This is a genomic window from Streptomyces sp. NPDC001941, assembly GCF_040296945.1.
Classification (GTDB): Bacteria; Actinomycetota; Actinomycetes; order Streptomycetales; family Streptomycetaceae; genus Streptomyces.
The window spans coordinates 1-15,489 of sequence record NZ_JBEOYE010000017.1; the positions used below are offsets into that span (position 1 = coordinate 1).

16 protein-coding genes and 1 tRNA gene are annotated in these 15,489 nt (G+C 72.3%); 11 read left to right on the forward strand and 6 right to left on the reverse strand.

Annotation, left to right across the window (positions count from 1 at the left end):
- Positions 1-122: 122 nt before the first annotated feature.
- Entirely contained in the window at positions 123-797 is a 675-nt protein-coding gene (locus ABT160_RS14610; RefSeq protein WP_351647416.1) for a prolipoprotein diacylglyceryl transferase, read from the reverse strand.
- 623 nt (positions 798-1,420) lie between these two features.
- Between ABT160_RS14610 and ABT160_RS14615 the strand changes: the two genes are divergently transcribed.
- From ABT160_RS14615 to ABT160_RS14645, 7 genes are all read left to right on the forward strand, one after another.
- A complete protein-coding gene (locus ABT160_RS14615; protein ID WP_003953493.1) occupies positions 1,421-1,903 on the forward strand; it encodes a CarD family transcriptional regulator in 483 nt (160 codons plus the stop codon).
- A 308-nt stretch (positions 1,904-2,211) separates the two neighbouring features.
- Complete coding sequence (ispD, locus tag ABT160_RS14620; protein WP_351647418.1) at positions 2,212-2,949, forward strand: 2-C-methyl-D-erythritol 4-phosphate cytidylyltransferase; 738 nt, start codon at positions 2,212-2,214, stop codon at positions 2,947-2,949.
- On the forward strand, positions 2,939-3,433 hold the full coding sequence (gene ispF / locus ABT160_RS14625) for a 2-C-methyl-D-erythritol 2,4-cyclodiphosphate synthase (RefSeq protein ID WP_351647419.1): 495 nt from the start codon (positions 2,939-2,941) through the stop codon (positions 3,431-3,433). The genes ispD and ispF overlap by 11 nt, the downstream gene beginning before the upstream one ends.
- A 90-nt stretch (positions 3,434-3,523) precedes the next feature.
- Positions 3,524-3,928, forward strand: a complete 405-nt coding sequence (locus ABT160_RS14630; protein ID WP_351647420.1) for a PPOX class F420-dependent oxidoreductase — start codon at positions 3,524-3,526, stop codon at positions 3,926-3,928.
- Positions 3,929-4,007: 79 nt separating this feature from the next.
- Entirely contained in the window at positions 4,008-5,408 is a 1,401-nt protein-coding gene (gene cysS / locus ABT160_RS14635; protein ID WP_351647422.1) for a cysteine--tRNA ligase, read from the forward strand.
- A gap of 88 nt (positions 5,409-5,496) precedes the next feature.
- Positions 5,497-6,447, forward strand: coding sequence for a 23S rRNA (guanosine(2251)-2'-O)-methyltransferase RlmB (gene rlmB, locus ABT160_RS14640; protein WP_351647423.1), 951 nt, complete (start codon positions 5,497-5,499; stop codon positions 6,445-6,447).
- Between the two features lie 88 nt (positions 6,448-6,535).
- Positions 6,536-8,092 carry a DoxX family membrane protein gene (locus tag ABT160_RS14645; RefSeq protein ID WP_351647425.1) on the forward strand — a complete coding sequence of 519 codons (1,557 nt, stop codon included), beginning with the start codon at positions 6,536-6,538 and terminating at the stop codon, positions 8,090-8,092.
- 96 nt (positions 8,093-8,188) lie between these two features.
- Here ABT160_RS14645 and ABT160_RS14650 read toward each other — a convergent pair whose 3' ends face one another.
- The 3 genes from ABT160_RS14650 to ABT160_RS14660 all read right to left on the reverse strand — a co-directional run bounded on the left by ABT160_RS14650 (position 8,189) and on the right by ABT160_RS14660 (position 10,702).
- The gene (locus ABT160_RS14650; protein ID WP_351647426.1) at positions 8,189-8,905 is read right to left on the reverse strand and encodes a nucleotidyltransferase family protein; all 717 of its coding nucleotides are present in this window, start codon (positions 8,903-8,905) and stop codon (positions 8,189-8,191) included.
- Positions 8,906-8,934: 29 nt separating this feature from the next.
- Entirely contained in the window at positions 8,935-9,351 is a 417-nt protein-coding gene (locus ABT160_RS14655) for a hypothetical protein (RefSeq protein WP_351647428.1), read from the reverse strand.
- 214 nt (positions 9,352-9,565) lie between these two features.
- Positions 9,566-10,702 (reverse strand): ABC transporter ATP-binding protein, encoded by a 1,137-nt coding sequence (locus ABT160_RS14660; protein ID WP_351647429.1) that lies wholly within the window; start codon positions 10,700-10,702, stop codon positions 9,566-9,568.
- 182 nt (positions 10,703-10,884) lie between these two features.
- Between ABT160_RS14660 and ABT160_RS14665 the strand changes: the two genes are divergently transcribed.
- Positions 10,885-10,958 (forward strand) — tRNA-Thr (locus ABT160_RS14665).
- A gap of 66 nt (positions 10,959-11,024) precedes the next feature.
- Here the strand turns inward: ABT160_RS14665 and ABT160_RS14670 are convergent.
- Complete coding sequence (locus tag ABT160_RS14670; RefSeq protein ID WP_351647431.1) at positions 11,025-12,416, reverse strand: NAD(P)/FAD-dependent oxidoreductase; 1,392 nt, start codon at positions 12,414-12,416, stop codon at positions 11,025-11,027.
- A 181-nt stretch (positions 12,417-12,597) separates the two neighbouring features.
- Between ABT160_RS14670 and ABT160_RS14675 the strand changes: the two genes are divergently transcribed.
- Complete coding sequence (locus tag ABT160_RS14675) at positions 12,598-13,335, forward strand: DsbA family protein (RefSeq protein WP_351647432.1); 738 nt, start codon at positions 12,598-12,600, stop codon at positions 13,333-13,335.
- Here ABT160_RS14675 and ABT160_RS14680 read toward each other — a convergent pair.
- Complete coding sequence (locus ABT160_RS14680; RefSeq protein ID WP_351647433.1) at positions 13,313-14,014, reverse strand: rhomboid-like protein; 702 nt, start codon at positions 14,012-14,014, stop codon at positions 13,313-13,315. The genes ABT160_RS14675 and ABT160_RS14680 overlap by 23 nt on opposite strands.
- 33 nt (positions 14,015-14,047) lie before the next feature.
- Here ABT160_RS14680 and ABT160_RS14685 point away from each other — a divergent pair, with 33 nt between their 5' ends.
- Positions 14,048-14,938 (forward strand): aminoglycoside phosphotransferase family protein, encoded by an 891-nt coding sequence (locus ABT160_RS14685; RefSeq protein ID WP_351647435.1) that lies wholly within the window; start codon positions 14,048-14,050, stop codon positions 14,936-14,938.
- A gap of 76 nt (positions 14,939-15,014) precedes the next feature.
- Positions 15,015-15,485, forward strand: coding sequence for a GNAT family N-acetyltransferase (locus ABT160_RS14690; protein WP_502984227.1), 471 nt, complete (start codon positions 15,015-15,017; stop codon positions 15,483-15,485).
- Positions 15,486-15,489: the final 4 nt, after the last annotated feature.

Consider the following 15,489-nt stretch of genomic DNA (forward strand, 5'->3'; position numbering starts at 1 on the left):
CAAACAATTGCCCCCCACCCCCCCCTACCCCGACTGCTCGCCCCGGGGGTGATCCTATCGGCCCCCGGCGCTTCGCGCGGCCGCGGCCCGGGCCCCTTCACGCGCGTACGGGGCGCGTGCGGTCAGCGACCGGTGCCCGTGGAGGACGACGCGGCGTCGCCGGGCTCCTGGGACGTGCCCTGGGACGGCTTGTTCGAGGCGCCGTCGGACGGCTTGCCCGAGGGGCCCTCGGAGGCGCCGTCGGACGGCTTCCCGGAGGGCTTCTGCTCGGGGGCGGCGGGCAGCTGGCTGGGCCCGAAGCCCTCGAAGTAGCTGGTGGCCGGGACCACGAAGGCGCGGAGCTTGACCTCGCCGGTCTCGCTCAGCTGGAAGACGACTTCCTGGGCGTTGCCGTTCTTGGCGGCCTCGCGGCCGTTGTCGATGACGGCGGAGGCGTTGCCCTCGCCGCCGATCAGGACGGAGCCGTGCGCCGGGACCTCGACGGCCTTCTCGCCCTTGGCGGGGGTGAGCTTCACGGTGGCGCTGGAGCCGGGGAGGGTGATCCCGTCCAGGGTCTGCTTCTGGGCGCTGTTGTTGAACAGGCGGGCGGAGACGACCGCGGGGCCCTCGGCGTCGGCCTTGGGCTGGGTGATCACCACCGCGTTCTGGATCTTGACGTCGCCGACCGAGGTGGCGGCGTTGTCCGGCCTGACCCCCAGCGTCTGCGCGTCGTTGCCCGCGGCGCAGGCGGAGAGCGAGGCGAGCGAGAAGACGAGGGCGGTGGCGGCGAGGGCGCCGCGTCGAAGGCTGCGGCTCACGGCGGCGGCATCTCCTTGGACGTACGGACTACGGACGGCTGGGCGGGCTGCACGGAGCCGACAGGGCCGTACGAAGCGGCTAAAGGTCAGCTAAGGGTGTGTCAGCGGCCTTAGGTTACCGAGCCGTCCCCACGCCTCCGCACCCGACCCGCCCCTACGGCGCGGCAGGTCGGTGCGGTGGCTCGAACGTGTCCGTCCGGATCTCGGCGTCGCGCCCCGCGTTCACATAACCGCCTTGATCAATTCAACGCGCGCCCCGCATTCCTTACGGAAAACGTCCCGGCGGGCTTCCCGTTGATCAATTCCGGATTCGGCGCCGGGGGTCCGCGCGGATGATCGACATCCGAACGGAGTACGGGAAGTGACGCGATCGGAACCCGGCAAATCGGGACGTTCGGCCACTTGGGGCCCCGTCCGGGTGGTTGTAGCGTGCCCGTTTCGTCGCGCCCGCGCAGCCGCTCCGACCTGCGAATACCGGCTTCCCCTTGTGTTCCGGGAGTCCTCCGCAGCACGTTCCTGTTGCTGTTGTCAAGCCCCGAGATATGCCCTGACCTGCGAAAACGCCATTCAGAAGAAGCCGTATCCGTGTTACCCTGGATAGCCACGGAAGGGGTACCTGTCACATGACGTTCAAGGTTGGCGACACCGTGGTCTATCCCCATCACGGGGCCGCGCTGATCGAGGCCATCGAAACTCGCCAGATCAAAGGCGTGGACAAGACCTACTTGGTGCTCAAGGTCGCCCAGGGCGACTTGACTGTTCGTGTGCCAGCGGACAATGCGGAGTTCGTCGGAGTGCGCGACGTGGTCGGGCAGGACGGGCTCGACCGGGTGTTCGAGGTTCTTCGTGCACCCTACGCGGAGGAGCCCACGAACTGGTCCCGCCGCTACAAGGCGAACCTGGAGAAGCTCGCCTCCGGCGACGTCATCAAGGTCGCCGAAGTGGTGCGCGACCTGTGGCGCCGCGAGCGCGAGCGCGGTCTCTCCGCAGGTGAGAAGCGCATGCTGGCGAAGGCGCGCCAGATCCTGGTGAGCGAGCTGGCGCTCGCCGAGAACACCAACGAGGACAAGGCCGAGGCGCTGCTCGACGAGGTCCTCGCCTCCTGACCTGAGCCGCCGACCCCGTTCCGTACGACATCCCCCTGAAGGATGCCGTCGGGCGGGGCACGAGGCATCAGCTCGTGATCATGCCGCGGTGCCCGCTGACATGCTGTGTTGTTGTGTGACGCAGCCCTGTCGCCGGGCGCTGCGGCATGTTCGTACCCTCGTACACCCCTGGAGTGCCGGGCCCGGACGGCCGGCGCAGCTCGTCTCGACCAGCTCGTCACGGAAGGGGCTGGTCAAGGGCCGCGCCCGGCACTCTTCCAGGCCATACCCATGTCGGCCGAGGAAACAAACCTGCCGGAGTGCAACCGATGTCAGACCCTGAGCGCCCGTCCCGCACCGCCGCCGTCATCCCGGCGGCCGGACGCGGCGTCCGCCTCGGCCCCGGAGCCCCCAAGGCCCTGCGCGCGCTGAACGGCACCCCCATGCTCATCCACGCCGTCCGGGCCATGGCCGCCTCGCGCGCCGTCTCCCTCGTCGTCGTGGTCGCCCCGCCCGACGGCGCCCCCGAGGTCAAGCACCTGCTCGACGAGCACGCCCTGCCCGAGCGCACCGACTACCTGGTCGTGCCCGGCGGCGACACCCGCCAGGAGTCCGTCCGGCTGGGCCTGGAGGCGCTGCCCGAGGGCATCACCACCGTCCTGGTCCACGACGCGGCCCGCCCGCTGGTGCCGGTCGACACCGTCGACGCGGTCATCGAGGCGGTACGGGACGGGGCCGTCGCGGTCGTCCCCGCGCTGCCGCTCGCGGACACCGTCAAGGAGGTCGAGCCGGGCGCCCCCGGCGCGCCCGAGCCGGTGGTGGCCACGCCGCAGCGGGCCCGGCTGCGCGCGGTGCAGACCCCGCAGGGCTTCGACCACGCCACCCTGCTGCGCGCCCACACGACGGTCACCGGCGAGGTGACCGACGACGCGAGCATGGTCGAGCGGCTCGGCGGCACGGTCGTGGTCGTGCCCGGCCACGAGGAGGCGTTCAAGGTGACCCGGCCGCTGGACCTGGTGCTGGCCGAGGCGGTACTCGCACGACGGAGGGCCAACGATGGCTTCTGACCGACCCCTGATCCCGCTCGTCGGCATCGGCACCGACGTGCACGCCTTCGAGGAGGGCCGCGCGCTGTGGTGCGCGGGCCTGCTCTGGGAGGACTCCGCGTACGGCCTGGCCGGGCACTCCGACGGCGACGTCGCCGCCCACGCCGCCTGCGACGCGCTCTTCTCGGCGGCCGGCGTCGGCGACCTCGGCGCCCACTTCGGCACCGACCGGCCCGAGTGGTCCGGCGCCTCCGGCGTGACCCTGCTGGCCGAGGCCGCCCGGATCGTGCGCGCCGAGGGCTTCGAGATCGGCAACGTGGCCGTCCAGGTCGTCGGCGTACGGCCCAAGGTCGGCAAGCGGCGCGAGGAGGCGCAGAAGGCGCTCGGCGAGGCCGTCGGCGCGCCCGTGTCGGTCTCCGGCACCACCAGCGACGGCCTGGGCCTGACCGGCAGGGCCGAAGGGCTGGCCGCGATCGCCACGGCCCTGGTCTACCGCGCGTCCTGAACCGATGAACGGCGCACGGTGGGGTAGGGATGGTCGGCAGGACCACCCGTTCCGCCCCATCCACCCCCGCACCGAGGGAGGCACCCCACCGTGTCCGCCACTCTGAGCCCGAAGCTCAAGGAACTCCTGGACGGCCCGAGCTTCGTGAACGTGGCCACCATCCAGCCCGACGGCAGCCCCCAGGTCTCGCCGGTGTGGGTCAAGCGCGACGGAGACGACGTCCTGATCTCCACCACGGTCGGCCGCCGCAAGGAGAAGAACCTGCGCCGCGACCCGCGCGTGACGGTGCTGCTCCAGCCCTTCGACGCCCCCTACTCGTACGCCGAGATCCGGGGCACGGCCGAGCTGACCACCGAGGGCGGCCAGGAGCTCATCGACGAGCTTTCGGTGAAGTACACCGGCAAGAAGTACGCGGAGTTCAACCCGTCCTCGGTGGACGACGACGCCCGCGTGGTCGTACGGATCACCCCGCGCAAGGTCGTCGGCGGCGTCTGACGGCACCCGTCGGTAACGAAGTGCCCCCCGCGACCCCGACAGTCGCGGGGCAGTGCCCCGGGGCCACTACCCTGGAGGGGTGACTATTCGCCTGTACGACACCAGCGCCCGGCAGATCCGCGACTTCACCCCGCTCGTGCCGGGCTGTGTCTCGATCTACCTCTGTGGCGCGACCGTGCAGGCCGCCCCGCACATCGGGCACATCAGGTCCGGGCTGAACTTCGACATCATGCGCCGCTGGTTCGAGTACCGCGGCTACGACGTCACGTTCATCCGCAACGTCACCGACATCGACGACAAGATCATCACGAAGTCCGCCGAGCAGGACCGCCCGTGGTGGTCCATCGGATATCAGAACGAGCGCGCCTTCAACGACGGCTACACCGCCCTCGGCTGCCTGCCGCCGACCTACGAGCCGCGCGCCACCGGGCACGTGACCGAGATGGTCGAGATGATGCAGGGCCTGATCGAGCGCGGTCACGCGTACGAGGCCGACGGCAGCGTCTACTTCGACGTCCGCTCGTACCCGCAGTACCTGGCGCTGTCGCGGCAGGACCTGGACAAGATGATCCAGCCCGCCGAGGACGGCATCAGCGGCAAGCGCGACCCGCGCGACTTCGCCATGTGGAAGGCCGCCAAGCCCGGCGAGCCGTACTGGAACACCCCGTTCGGTCCCGGCCGCCCCGGCTGGCACCTGGAGTGCTCCGCCATGGCGCACAAGTACCTGGGCAGCGCCTTCGACGTGCACGGCGGCGGGCTCGACCTGATCTTCCCGCACCACGAGAACGAGATCGCCCAGGCCAAGGCCTTCGGCGACGCCTTCGCCGCCTACTGGGTGCACAACGCCTGGGTGACGATGGCGGGCGAGAAGATGTCCAAGTCGCTCGGCAACTCGGTGCTCGTCTCCGAGATGGTCAAGACCTGGCGCCCCATCGTGCTGCGCTACTACCTGGGCACCCCGCACTACCGCTCGATGATCGAGTACAGCCCGGCGGCGCTGCGCGAGGCCGAGTCGGCGTTCGCCCGCATCGAGGGCTTCGCCCAGCGCGTGGTGGAGAAGGCGGGGGGCGTGGTCGCGCCCGCCGCCGAGGTGCCCCCGGCGTTCGCCGAGGCCATGGACGACGACATGGGCGTGCCCCAGGCGCTCGCCGTCGTGCACACCACGGTCCGCCAGGGCAACAGCGCCCTGTCCGCCGACGACAAGGAGGCGGCCGTCGCCCGCCTCGCCGAGGTCCGCGCCATGCTGGGCGTCCTCGGGCTCGACCCGCTCGACCCGCAGTGGGCGGGGGAGGCGGACCGCGGCGAGGACCTGCACGGGGTCGTCGACACGCTCGTGCGCCTCGTGCTCCAGCAGCGCGAGGCGGCCCGCGGCCGCAAGGACTGGGGCACCGCCGACGCCATCCGCGACCAGCTCAACCAGTCGGGACTGGTCATCGAGGACTCGCCCGACGGCCCCCGCTGGACCCTGGGGCCCCGCTAGGGCCCACCGAATGTGCCGCCCGGTGCGCCGGGCGGCACACTTCTTATTGACGTACGTACACAGGCTTGATTGAGGAAACAGGTAGGTCATGGCCGGGAACAGCCAGCGCAGGAACCGCCGCACGTCCAACAAGAAGGGCGCGCAGGTCGGCAGCGGTGGCAAGCGGCGCCGCGGCCTCGAGGGCAAGGGTCCGACCCCGCCCGCCTCCGCCCGCAAGGGACACGCGAAGAACCGCGTCGCCAACGCCAAGGCCAAGCAGGCGGCCCGCCGCCCGGTGGTCCGGCGCGGCGGCAAGGGCCAGTCGGAGATGGTCGTCGGCCGCAACCCGGTCTTCGAGGCGCTGCGCGACGGCGTGCCCGCCACCACGCTCTACGTCCAGCAGTTCATCGACAACGACGAGCGCGTGCGCGAGGCCCTGAACCTCGCCACCGGCCGCGGCAACATCCACATCATGGAGGCGCCGCGCCCCGAGCTGGACCGCATGACCAACGGCCTCAACCACCAGGGCCTGGTCCTGCAGGTCCCGCCGTACGAGTACGCGCACCCCGAGGACCTGGTCGCGGCCGCCTTCGACGACGGCGAGGACCCGCTGCTGGTCGCCCTGGACGGGGTCACCGACCCGCGCAACCTGGGCGCCGTCGTCCGCTCCGTGGCGGCCTTCGGCGGTCACGGCGTGGTCGTGCCCGAGCGCCGCGCGGCCGGCATGACCGCCGGTGCCTGGAAGACCTCGGCCGGTACGGCGGCCCGCACCCCGGTCGCCCGCGCCACCAACCTCACCCGCGCCCTGGAGGCGTACCAGAAGGCGGGCCTGACCGTGGTCGGCCTGGCCGCCGACGGCGACGTCGAGGTGCACGAGCTGGAGGCCCTGGAGGGCCCGGTCGTGATCGTGGTCGGCTCCGAGGGCAAGGGCCTGTCCCGGCTGGTCGGCGAGACCTGCGACTTCCTCGTGCGCATCCCGATGCCGGGCGGCGCCGAGTCGCTGAACGCCGGTGTCGCGGCCGGTGTGGTGCTCTACGAGGCGGCCCGCCGCCGGGCCTGAGCCCGCCGCCCGCGAGGCGTGATCTTGACGGGCCTCCGACATTTGGAGGCCGTCAAGGCAGTGTCCTAAACCCGCGTCACTCGGTTAGATGAGTGTGGACACCAGAACGCCCGGGACCGGGTTCGACGACCAGCCTGCGCTGAGCATGGTCAAGGTGGACTGCGATCCCGCGCAGGTCATCGTGAACCACGCCAGCTTCCGGGTGCAGCTCGCGCCCAGTGCCGCGCCGCGCCGCACCCGCCCGCCCGTGGTGGGCGGCCCGGTGCGGCGGCGCGCGCCCGTCGTGTGGAGCGGCCGCAGCGCGCCGGGGGACTCCGGCGCGAGCGGCCTGCTCCAGGCCGTGCGCACCTCGACCGCCACCGGGACGCTCGACGCGGGAGCCACCCAGGTCATCCCGCGCATCGACCTCGACACCGGCTACGCCGACTACCCGGACTACGGCGACGACACCATGCCCACGCCCGTGGTCGTCGGGCCCCGCAGCTCCGAGCCGCCCCCGCTGCTGCCGCCGATGCGGCGCGCCGAGAGCGTCGACGAGGAGTACGCGTACGCCCGGCAGGCCGCGTACCAGGAGCAGGAGGACGAGCCGGAGGCCGCGCGGGACGACCGGCGCGCCGACGCCGACCGCGCGGCGGCCTTCTACCCCGACCGGCGGATGAACCTGGGCGTGGTGCTGCTGCCGCTGCGGGTCTTCCTCGGCTTCATCTCCATCTACGCGGGCATGGGCAAGCTCTGCGACCCCGTCTACTTCGACGGCGGCGAGCGCGGCTCCATGGTCAAGTGGCTGACCTCGCTGCACCCCTGGGCGCTGGCCGAGCCGCTGCGCGACTTCGCCCTGTCGCACCCGGTGGGCGCCGGACTCACCGTCGCCTTCGCCCAGGTCGTCGTCGGCGTGCTGACCGTCCTCGGGCTGTGGCAGCGGGTCGCCGCGGTCTTCGGCACGCTGCTGTCGGCGGCCCTGATCCTCACCGTCAGCTGGAAGACCGTCCCGGCGTACGACGCGCCGGACATCATCTACCTGGCCGCCTGGTCGCCGCTGATCATCGCGGGCGCGCCGGTCTACTCGATCGACGCGCGCCTGTCCGGCGAGGCCTGGCGCACCCTCGGGCCGCGCTCCGAGCTGTGGCAGCTGCGCCGCCGGGTGCTGCGCCGCGGGGCGCTGGCCGCCGCGATCGTGGTGGGCCTGACCCTGCTGATCGGCTCGATGCTGGGCGGGGCGGTGCGCAACAAGGAGATGGTCACGGTCCCCGGGCCGAACGTGGACCCGACCAACCAGCTGCCCGGCCAGCCGCTGCCGCAGGAGCCGGGCGCCCGCAGGGCGACCCGCGAGGCCACCGGGAAGCCCAAGCCGTCCGCCTCGGCGGAGGGCCGGAAGCCCAAGGGCGCCAAGTCGTCCTCCCCGGCCGGCGCGGTGCGCGAGACGGGCCGCGTCGAGGACGCCCGTCCCTCGGCCACCCAGGGCACCGGCCAGCGCCCGCCGCAGCACGAGCGCCCGGCCCCGCCGCCGTCCTCCAGCGCGGGACCGACCTCCAGCGGCGGCTCGGGCGGCGCCGACGACGGCAGCACCGGCGGCGGGGACGACGGGGGCTCCTCGGGCGGTGGCGGCAACAACAACCACAACCCGATCGGCGGCCTGCTGGGCTGACCGCCCCGGCTGTCGCGCGTACGAAGAGGGCCCCACCGGACGTCTCCGGTGGGGCCCTCTTCGTACGGCTCGTACGGGCTCGTACGGCGGCCGGCCTCAGCCCTGGGTGGCGGCCAGCTCCTTGGCGGCCTCCGTGAGGTCCTTGGCGGTGTCGATGGCCCGCCAGTAGGCCCCCTGGGGCAGCGGGAAGCCCGCGAGGCTGCGCTCGCGCGCCAGGCGCGGGAAGGTGGTGCGCTCGTGGTCGCCCACGTCCGGCAGCAGGCCGGTGAAGGCGGCGGAGAAGACGTACACGCCGGCGTTGATGAGGTACGGCGACGGCGGCGACTCGATGAAGTCGGTGATGTGGCCGAACGCGTCGGTCTCCACGGCGCCCCACGGAATGCGCGGACGGGCCAGGGCCAGGGTGGCGGTGGCGTCGCGCTCGTCGTGGAAGGCGGCCATCTCGCGCAGCGAGAAGCGGGTCCAGATGTCGCCGTTGGTCGCGTACCACGGCTGGTCGGGGTGCGGCAGGTGCGCGGCGGCGTACTTGAGGCCGCCGCCCCGGCCGAGCGGCTCCGTCTCGACGACGGTCGTCACGCGCAGCGGGAGGTCGGCGGAGGCCAGCCAGTCCTGGAGGACCTCGGCGAGGTGCCCGCAGGAGATCACGACGTCCGTGACGCCCTCGGCGGCCAGCCAGGAAAGCTGATGGCCGATGATCGGGGTCCCCGTCCCGGGGATCTCGACCATCGGCTTGGGGCGGTCGTCGGTGTACGGGCGCAGGCGCGAGCCCTGGCCGCCCGCCAGGACCACGGCCTGCGTCGGAGAGTTATGCATACCGGAACGATATGCGCACCGCGCATGGATCAGCTTTCGTGCGCGACGCCGTAGGCGAACGAGGTGTCGCAGACGGGGCGCGAGTAGGACTGGGCGCGGGTGGGACCGTAGTGCTGGACCGCGGCGCGGCCGAGGGCGCGGGCGATCGACATGCAGTGCTGCGCGAGCGAGGGGCGTGCCTCGACCTCGCGCTGGAGGTGCGTCAACGCGACGCCGGGGTCCTTCTCCTGAAGCTCGGCGAGGAGCCGGTCGCGGAGAATATCCTGCGGGGTACGGGACTTGGCCCGTACGGAGACGTCCTTCGAGGAAGCGGTGAGCACCTGCGAGCCGGTGGACTGCGTTCCGGCCCACGGAACGGCGGTGACCGCGAGCGTTCCGGACAGGACGAGGACGACGGGCAGGACGAAGGCGAGAGTGCGGCCGATGCGGCGGGCTGTATGGGTCACGCACGTGAGCGTAGCGGCCAGTGATGATATGGCGACATTTAGTCACTCTTGCGGGCGATGGTTCGATGCCCCTTTTCGAATCGGGTGTTGACGAACCGGGTCCGAATTGGCCGGTGTGCCGGGGTATTTGTCGACATCCTCCGGGGACGGCCGCGGGGCCCCGCACCGAAGTGCGGGGCCCCGCGGGCCAGTTGACCGTACTGCCGGCCGCTCGTCAGCCGCTCAGGCGCTCGCCGGTGGAGGTCGAGAACACGTGGATCTCGCCCGGGCGCGGCACGACGTGCAGCTCGGTGCCCTTCTCGGGGACCTGGCGTCCGCCGACGCGGACCACGAGCTCCTTGGACTCGCTGCCGACCTCGGCCGAGCCGTACACGTAGCCGTCGGCGCCGAGTTCCTCCACGACGTTGACCGAGACCGCGAGGCCGGCCGGGGCGTCGGCGGTGTCCTTGGACAGCGTCCGCGCGGCGTCGCCGCCGTGCTCGACGACGTCGAAGTGCTCGGGGCGGACGCCCACGGTCACGGTGCGGTCGCCCCGGTCGGCGGCGGCGCTCAGGGCCTCGCGCGAGACGGGGACGACGCTGTTGCCGAACTTCACGCCGCCGTCGGTGATCGGGACCTCGACCAGGTTCATGGCGGGGGAGCCGATGAAGCCGGCGACGAACAGGTTGGCCGGGCGGTCGTACATGTTGCGCGGCGAGTCGACCTGCTGGAGCAGACCGTCCTTGAGGACCGCCACGCGGTCGCCCATGGTCATGGCCTCGACCTGGTCGTGCGTGACGTACACGGTGGTGATGCCGAGGCGGCGCTGGAGGCTCGCGATCTGCGTACGGGTCGACACGCGGAGCTTGGCGTCCAGGTTCGACAGCGGCTCGTCCATGAGGAAGACCTGCGGCTCGCGCACGATGGCGCGGCCCATCGCCACGCGCTGGCGCTGACCGCCGGAGAGCGCCTTCGGCTTGCGGTCGAGGTACTCGGTGAGGTCGAGGATCTTCGCCGCCTCCTCGACCTTCGCGCGGATCTCGCTCTTGTTGACGCCGGCGATCTTGAGCGCGAAGCCCATGTTGTCGGCGACGGTCATGTGCGGGTACAGCGCGTAGTTCTGGAACACCATGGCGATGTCCCGGTCCTTGGGCGGCAGGTGCGTGACGTCGCGGTCGCCGATGCGGATCGCGCCGCCGTTGACGTCCTCCAGGCCCGCGAGCATGCGCAGGGAGGTGGACTTGCCGCAGCCGGAGGGGCCGACGAGGACGAGGAACTCGCCGTCCTCGATCTCGATCTCCAGCTGGTCGACGGCGGGCTTGTCGGAGCCCGGGTAGATCCGGGTCGCCTTGTCGAACGTGACAGTGGCCATGGTGATGGGTCCCTTCACCGGCAGGAACGTGCCGGACGATCCGAGTAAAGGAAGGACTGAGGTCTAGTCCACCTGGGTGAACCGGAGCCGACGCTACCCGCCGGTGTCCGTTCTGTCAGTAGCCGCAGACCCACCAAATTTCCGGCCGCCCGCCCGCACGGCCCGGTTACACTGGCCCGGCTGCCTCCTTAGCTCAGTTGGCCAGAGCACCGCTCTTGTAAAGCGGGGGTCGTCGGTTCGAACCCGACAGGGGGCTCGGTGCGCGAGGACCCCGGCGCGACTTCGGTCGCGGCGGGGTCCTTGTGCGCTCCCGCTGCCCGTTTCAGTGCCGTCCCGAGATCCGGTCCGCCCAGGTGGCCAGGGGGTGGGAGGTCGGGGTGTGGGTGGTGAGTTCCGCGTGGTCCGCCCGGCGGTACGCCGCGTACAGCGTCCGGACGCCCAGCCAGCGCAGCGGCTCCGGCTCCCACTTGCGGACCTTGTGGCCGACCCAGGGCAGCGTCGTCAGGTCCGTCGGCCCCGACTGGCCCGAGTCCTGGAGGATCAGGTCGCGCAGGGTGCGGGCCGCCAGGTTGGTGGTGGTGACGCCCGAGCCGACGTAGCCGCCCGCCCAGCCCAGGCCCGTGGAGCGGTCCAGGGTGACCGTGGCGCACCAGTCGCGCGGGACGCCGAGGACACCCGACCAGGCGTGGGCGACGCCGATGCCGGTGAGCGCGGGGAAGAAGCGGGTCAGGATCTCGCGCAGCGCCTCGACGGTGGCCGGCTGGGTGCGGCCGTCGTTGTCCGTCTTCGAGCCGTAGCGGTACGGGACGCCCCGCCCGCCCAGCGCGATGCGGCCGTCCGCGGTGCGCTGCGCGTACATGTACGCGTGGGCCATGTCGCCGAGCGTCTCGGCGCCCTCCCAGCCGACCTCGTCCCACTGGGCCGCGCTGAGCGGCTCGGTGACGATCATCGAGGAGTTCATCGGGAGCCAGGTGCGGCGCTCGCCCTTGAGGGAGGCGGTGAAGCCCTCGGTGCAGCGCAGCACGTACGGCGCCCGGACCGTTCCGTACGGGGTCACCGCGTGCTTGGCGCGGATCTCCGTCACCGGGGTCGACTCGTGGATCGTCACCCCCAGTTCCTCGGCCCGCGCCGCCAGCCCCCGCACCAGCTTGACCGGGTGCAGCCGGGCGCCGTGCGGGGTCCAGGTGGAGCCGACCGCGCCCGCGATCCTGATCCGCTCGGCCGTCTCCCGCGCCCCGTACAGCGCGCGGTCCTTCTCGCCGAAGGCGGTCTCCGTCGCGTGGAAGTCCTTGAGCCGGGCCAACTGCGCCGGGGTGTAAGCCACTTCGAGCACGCCGCCCTTGTGGATGTCCGCGTCGATGCCCTCGGCCGCGCACACGTCGACGACCTCGTCCACCGAGGCGTTCATCGCCGACTGCAGCCGGGCCGCGGCCTCCTGGCCGTGCAGCTTCGCGTAACGGCCCCGGCCCGCGATGCCGTTGTAGAGCCAGCCGCCGTTGCGGCCGGACGCCCCGTAGCCGCAGGACCTGGCCTCCAGGACGGTGATGTTGAGGAAGGGGACCGCCTTCTTCAGGTAGTACGCGGTCCACAGGCCCGTGTATCCGCCGCCCACGATGCAGACGTCTGCCGTCGTGTCGCCGGACAGGGGTTCGCGAGGGGCGGGGGCGCCCTCCTGGGCGTACCAGAACGATATGCCGCCGTTGACGGTGCTCATGGGCCGGGAGAGTACTGGACGGGCCGCTGACCGGCACGACCTTGGTCCCGGGGGCGCGGGCCTTCGGTTCCTGGGGCGGAGGGCAAACGGTGCATAGGGTGGCATTCGGCCGTCCGGTCGTACGTACTCCGTCGTCCACGCCTCGTCGTCCACGCTCCGCCGCCCCGAAGGGAACCCCCCCATGGTCCTCCGCCGCCCCCGTCGCGCCGCCGCGGCACTCGTCGTCGCCGTCGCCCTCGGAGTCTCCGTGGCGGCCTGCTCCTCCGGGGGCTCCGGTGGCGGTGGTACGGAGAAGACCGCCGCCGACCTCCCGGTGAAGCCGGCCGGTGACACCGCGCTGCTGGCCAAGCTGCCCTCGAAGGCCGACGGTGCCAAGATCGTCGTCGGCGACCCGAAGGCGCCGCACACGGTCACCGTCCACGAGGACGCGCGCTGCCCGTTCTGCGCCCGGTTCGAGAAGGGCGGCGCCACCGCGCTCGCCCAGGCCGCCGCCGCGGGCAAGGTGAAGGTCGAGTACGTCATCGCCTCCTTCCTGGACCGCAACCTCGGCGGCAGCGGCTCGGTGAACGCCGCCAACGCGCTGCGGGCCGCCGCCGACTCCGGCACCGGGAACTTCGCCCGGTTCCACGCCGCCCTGTTCGCCGCCCAGCCGGAGGACGAGGCCACGGACGCGTACACGCCCGACTTCCTGCTGAAGATCGCGGACCAGGTGGAGGGGCTGCGCGGCGCCGCCTTCGACAAGGCCGTGCGCACCTCCGCGTACAAGGACTGGGTCGCCCAGGCCGAGAAGGCCTTCGAGGGCTCCGGGCACGACTCCACCCCGACCGTGCTGATCGACGGCAAGAAGCCCGCCGACCAGAACGCCCTCTACGACGCGGCGGCCTTCGGCAAGGCGCTCACGGCCGCGGGCGTGAAGTGAGCCGGCCGCCGGACTTCGTGCGCAGCCAGGCGGCCGGGTCCCAGGGGCCGCCCGGCCGCCCGCGGGTCAGCGGGTAGCAGCCCAGGCCGATCAGCAGCGCGGTGAAGTGCCCGATGTCGGTGAAGGTGACGCTGCTCAGCAGCGGGGTGGCGTACACGACGAGCACGACCGCGAGGTACAGCCAGCGCCACGGCGGGGCAAGCCGGTACACCAGCACCCCCACCACCCCGGCCAGCGCGTAACTCACGCCCACGTCAAGGGTGTTGGCCGCACCCGCCGGGGCGTGGCCGTGCCGGATCGCCCACGCCAGCACGCTCTGGCTGATCAGCGTCGCGAGCACGTGCGCGGCCGCCACCACGCCCAGCCAGCGCCGGGTGCCCAGCCAGTGCTCGGCCGGGGCGTGGAAGAGCGTGTACAGCGCGGCGTACGGCAGCCAGCCGCCGCCGTCGAGCCAGAACGCGCTGGAGATCAGCACCCGCACCGGCTTCGACGTCAGCTCGTGGATGTTCGTGGAGCGCTGGCGCAGGAACTCGTCCTCGAACTCGGGGGACATGTGGTGCACCGCCACGGCCGTCACGAAGAGCGCGGCCAGCCAGAGGTACGTGCCGGGGGCGCCGGTGATCCAGCGGCGCGCGCGGTGCCGGAGGGTGCGCGTGCGGCGGTTGACCCACGAGTCCATGCGGAGATTCACCCACGTATCTACGATCCGGGGGTGATCGACATTCCGGAAGAGCTGGTCCGTACCCAGATCAAGTACAACGGCGAGCGCGGCCGCGCCTTCGTCGAGGCGCTGCCGGAGCTGGCGGCCCACCACCTGGCCCGCTGGGGCTTGGAGGTCACCGGGCCGTCGATGCACGGGATGGCCTCCCTCGTCCTGCCGGTCGCCGCCGCCGACGGCACCCGCGCCGCCCTCAAGCTCCAGCTGCCCGACGAGGAGAGCGAGACCGAGGGGCCGGGGCTGCGCCTGTGGGACGGCGACGGGATCGTCCGGCTGCTCGACGACGACCCGGACTCCGGCGCGCTGCTGCTCGAACGACTCGACGAGCGGCGGCACTTGTCGGACCTGGAGGACGTCCACGAGGCCGTGCTGGTGCTCGCCGGGCTGCTCGCCCGGCTGGTCGCGGTGCGCGCCCCGGACGGGATGCGGCGCCGCCTGGGCCCGATCGCCGAGCGGATGCTCGCGGACGTGCCGGGGGCGCTGCGGGCGCTGGGCGACGAGCGGGAGCGGCGGGTGCTGCGGGACTGCGCGGCGGCGGTGCGCGAGGTGGTCGCGGAGCCGGGCGACCGGCTGCTCCACTGGGACCTGCACTTCGACAACGTCCTGGCCGCCGACCGGGAGCCCTGGCTCGCCATCGACCCCAAGCCGCTCGCCGGCGACCCGGGCTTCGACCTGATGCCCGCCCTCGACAACCGCTTCGACCCGGCCGACGTGCGCTGGCGCTTCGACGCGCTGACCGGGGAGCTGGGCCTGGACCGCGAGCGGGCGCGGGCCTGGACGCTGGGGCGGGTGCTGCAGAACAGCCTGTGGGACGTGGAGGACGGCGAGGAGGGGCTCCAGGAGGAGCAGTTGCTGATCGCGGAGGTGCTGCTGGGGCGGGGGTGAGGTGGGCGTGGGAAAGGCGGGAGTTGGGCGTGAGACGGTACGGCGCCGGTGCGCGCGGTCGGCTTACCCTGCGGCCATGATTCGTGAAGCCACCGTCGAAGACGTCCCCGCCATCCACCGGATGGTCCGCGAGCTGGCCGAGTACGAGCGCGCCCTGCACGAGGTCCGCGCCAGCGAGGAGCAACTGCGCGAGGCGCTGTTCGGCGAGCGGCCCGCGGCCTTCGCGCACGTCGCCGAGACGGACGACGGCGAGGTCGCGGGCTTCGCCCTGTGGTTCCTCAACTTCTCGACCTGGCGCGGGGTGCACGGGATCTACCTGGAGGACCTGTACGTCCGTCCCGAGCTGCGCGGCGGCGGGCACGGCAAGGCGCTGCTGACCGAGCTGGCGCGGATCTGCGTGGCGCGGGGGTACGAGCGCCTGGAGTGGTCCGTACTGAACTGGAACACCCCGTCGATCAACTTCTACAAGTCGCTGGGTGCGCGGCCGCAGGACGAGTGGACGGTGTACCGGCTGACGGACGAGGCACTGACGCGCCTGGGCTCGTAGCCGC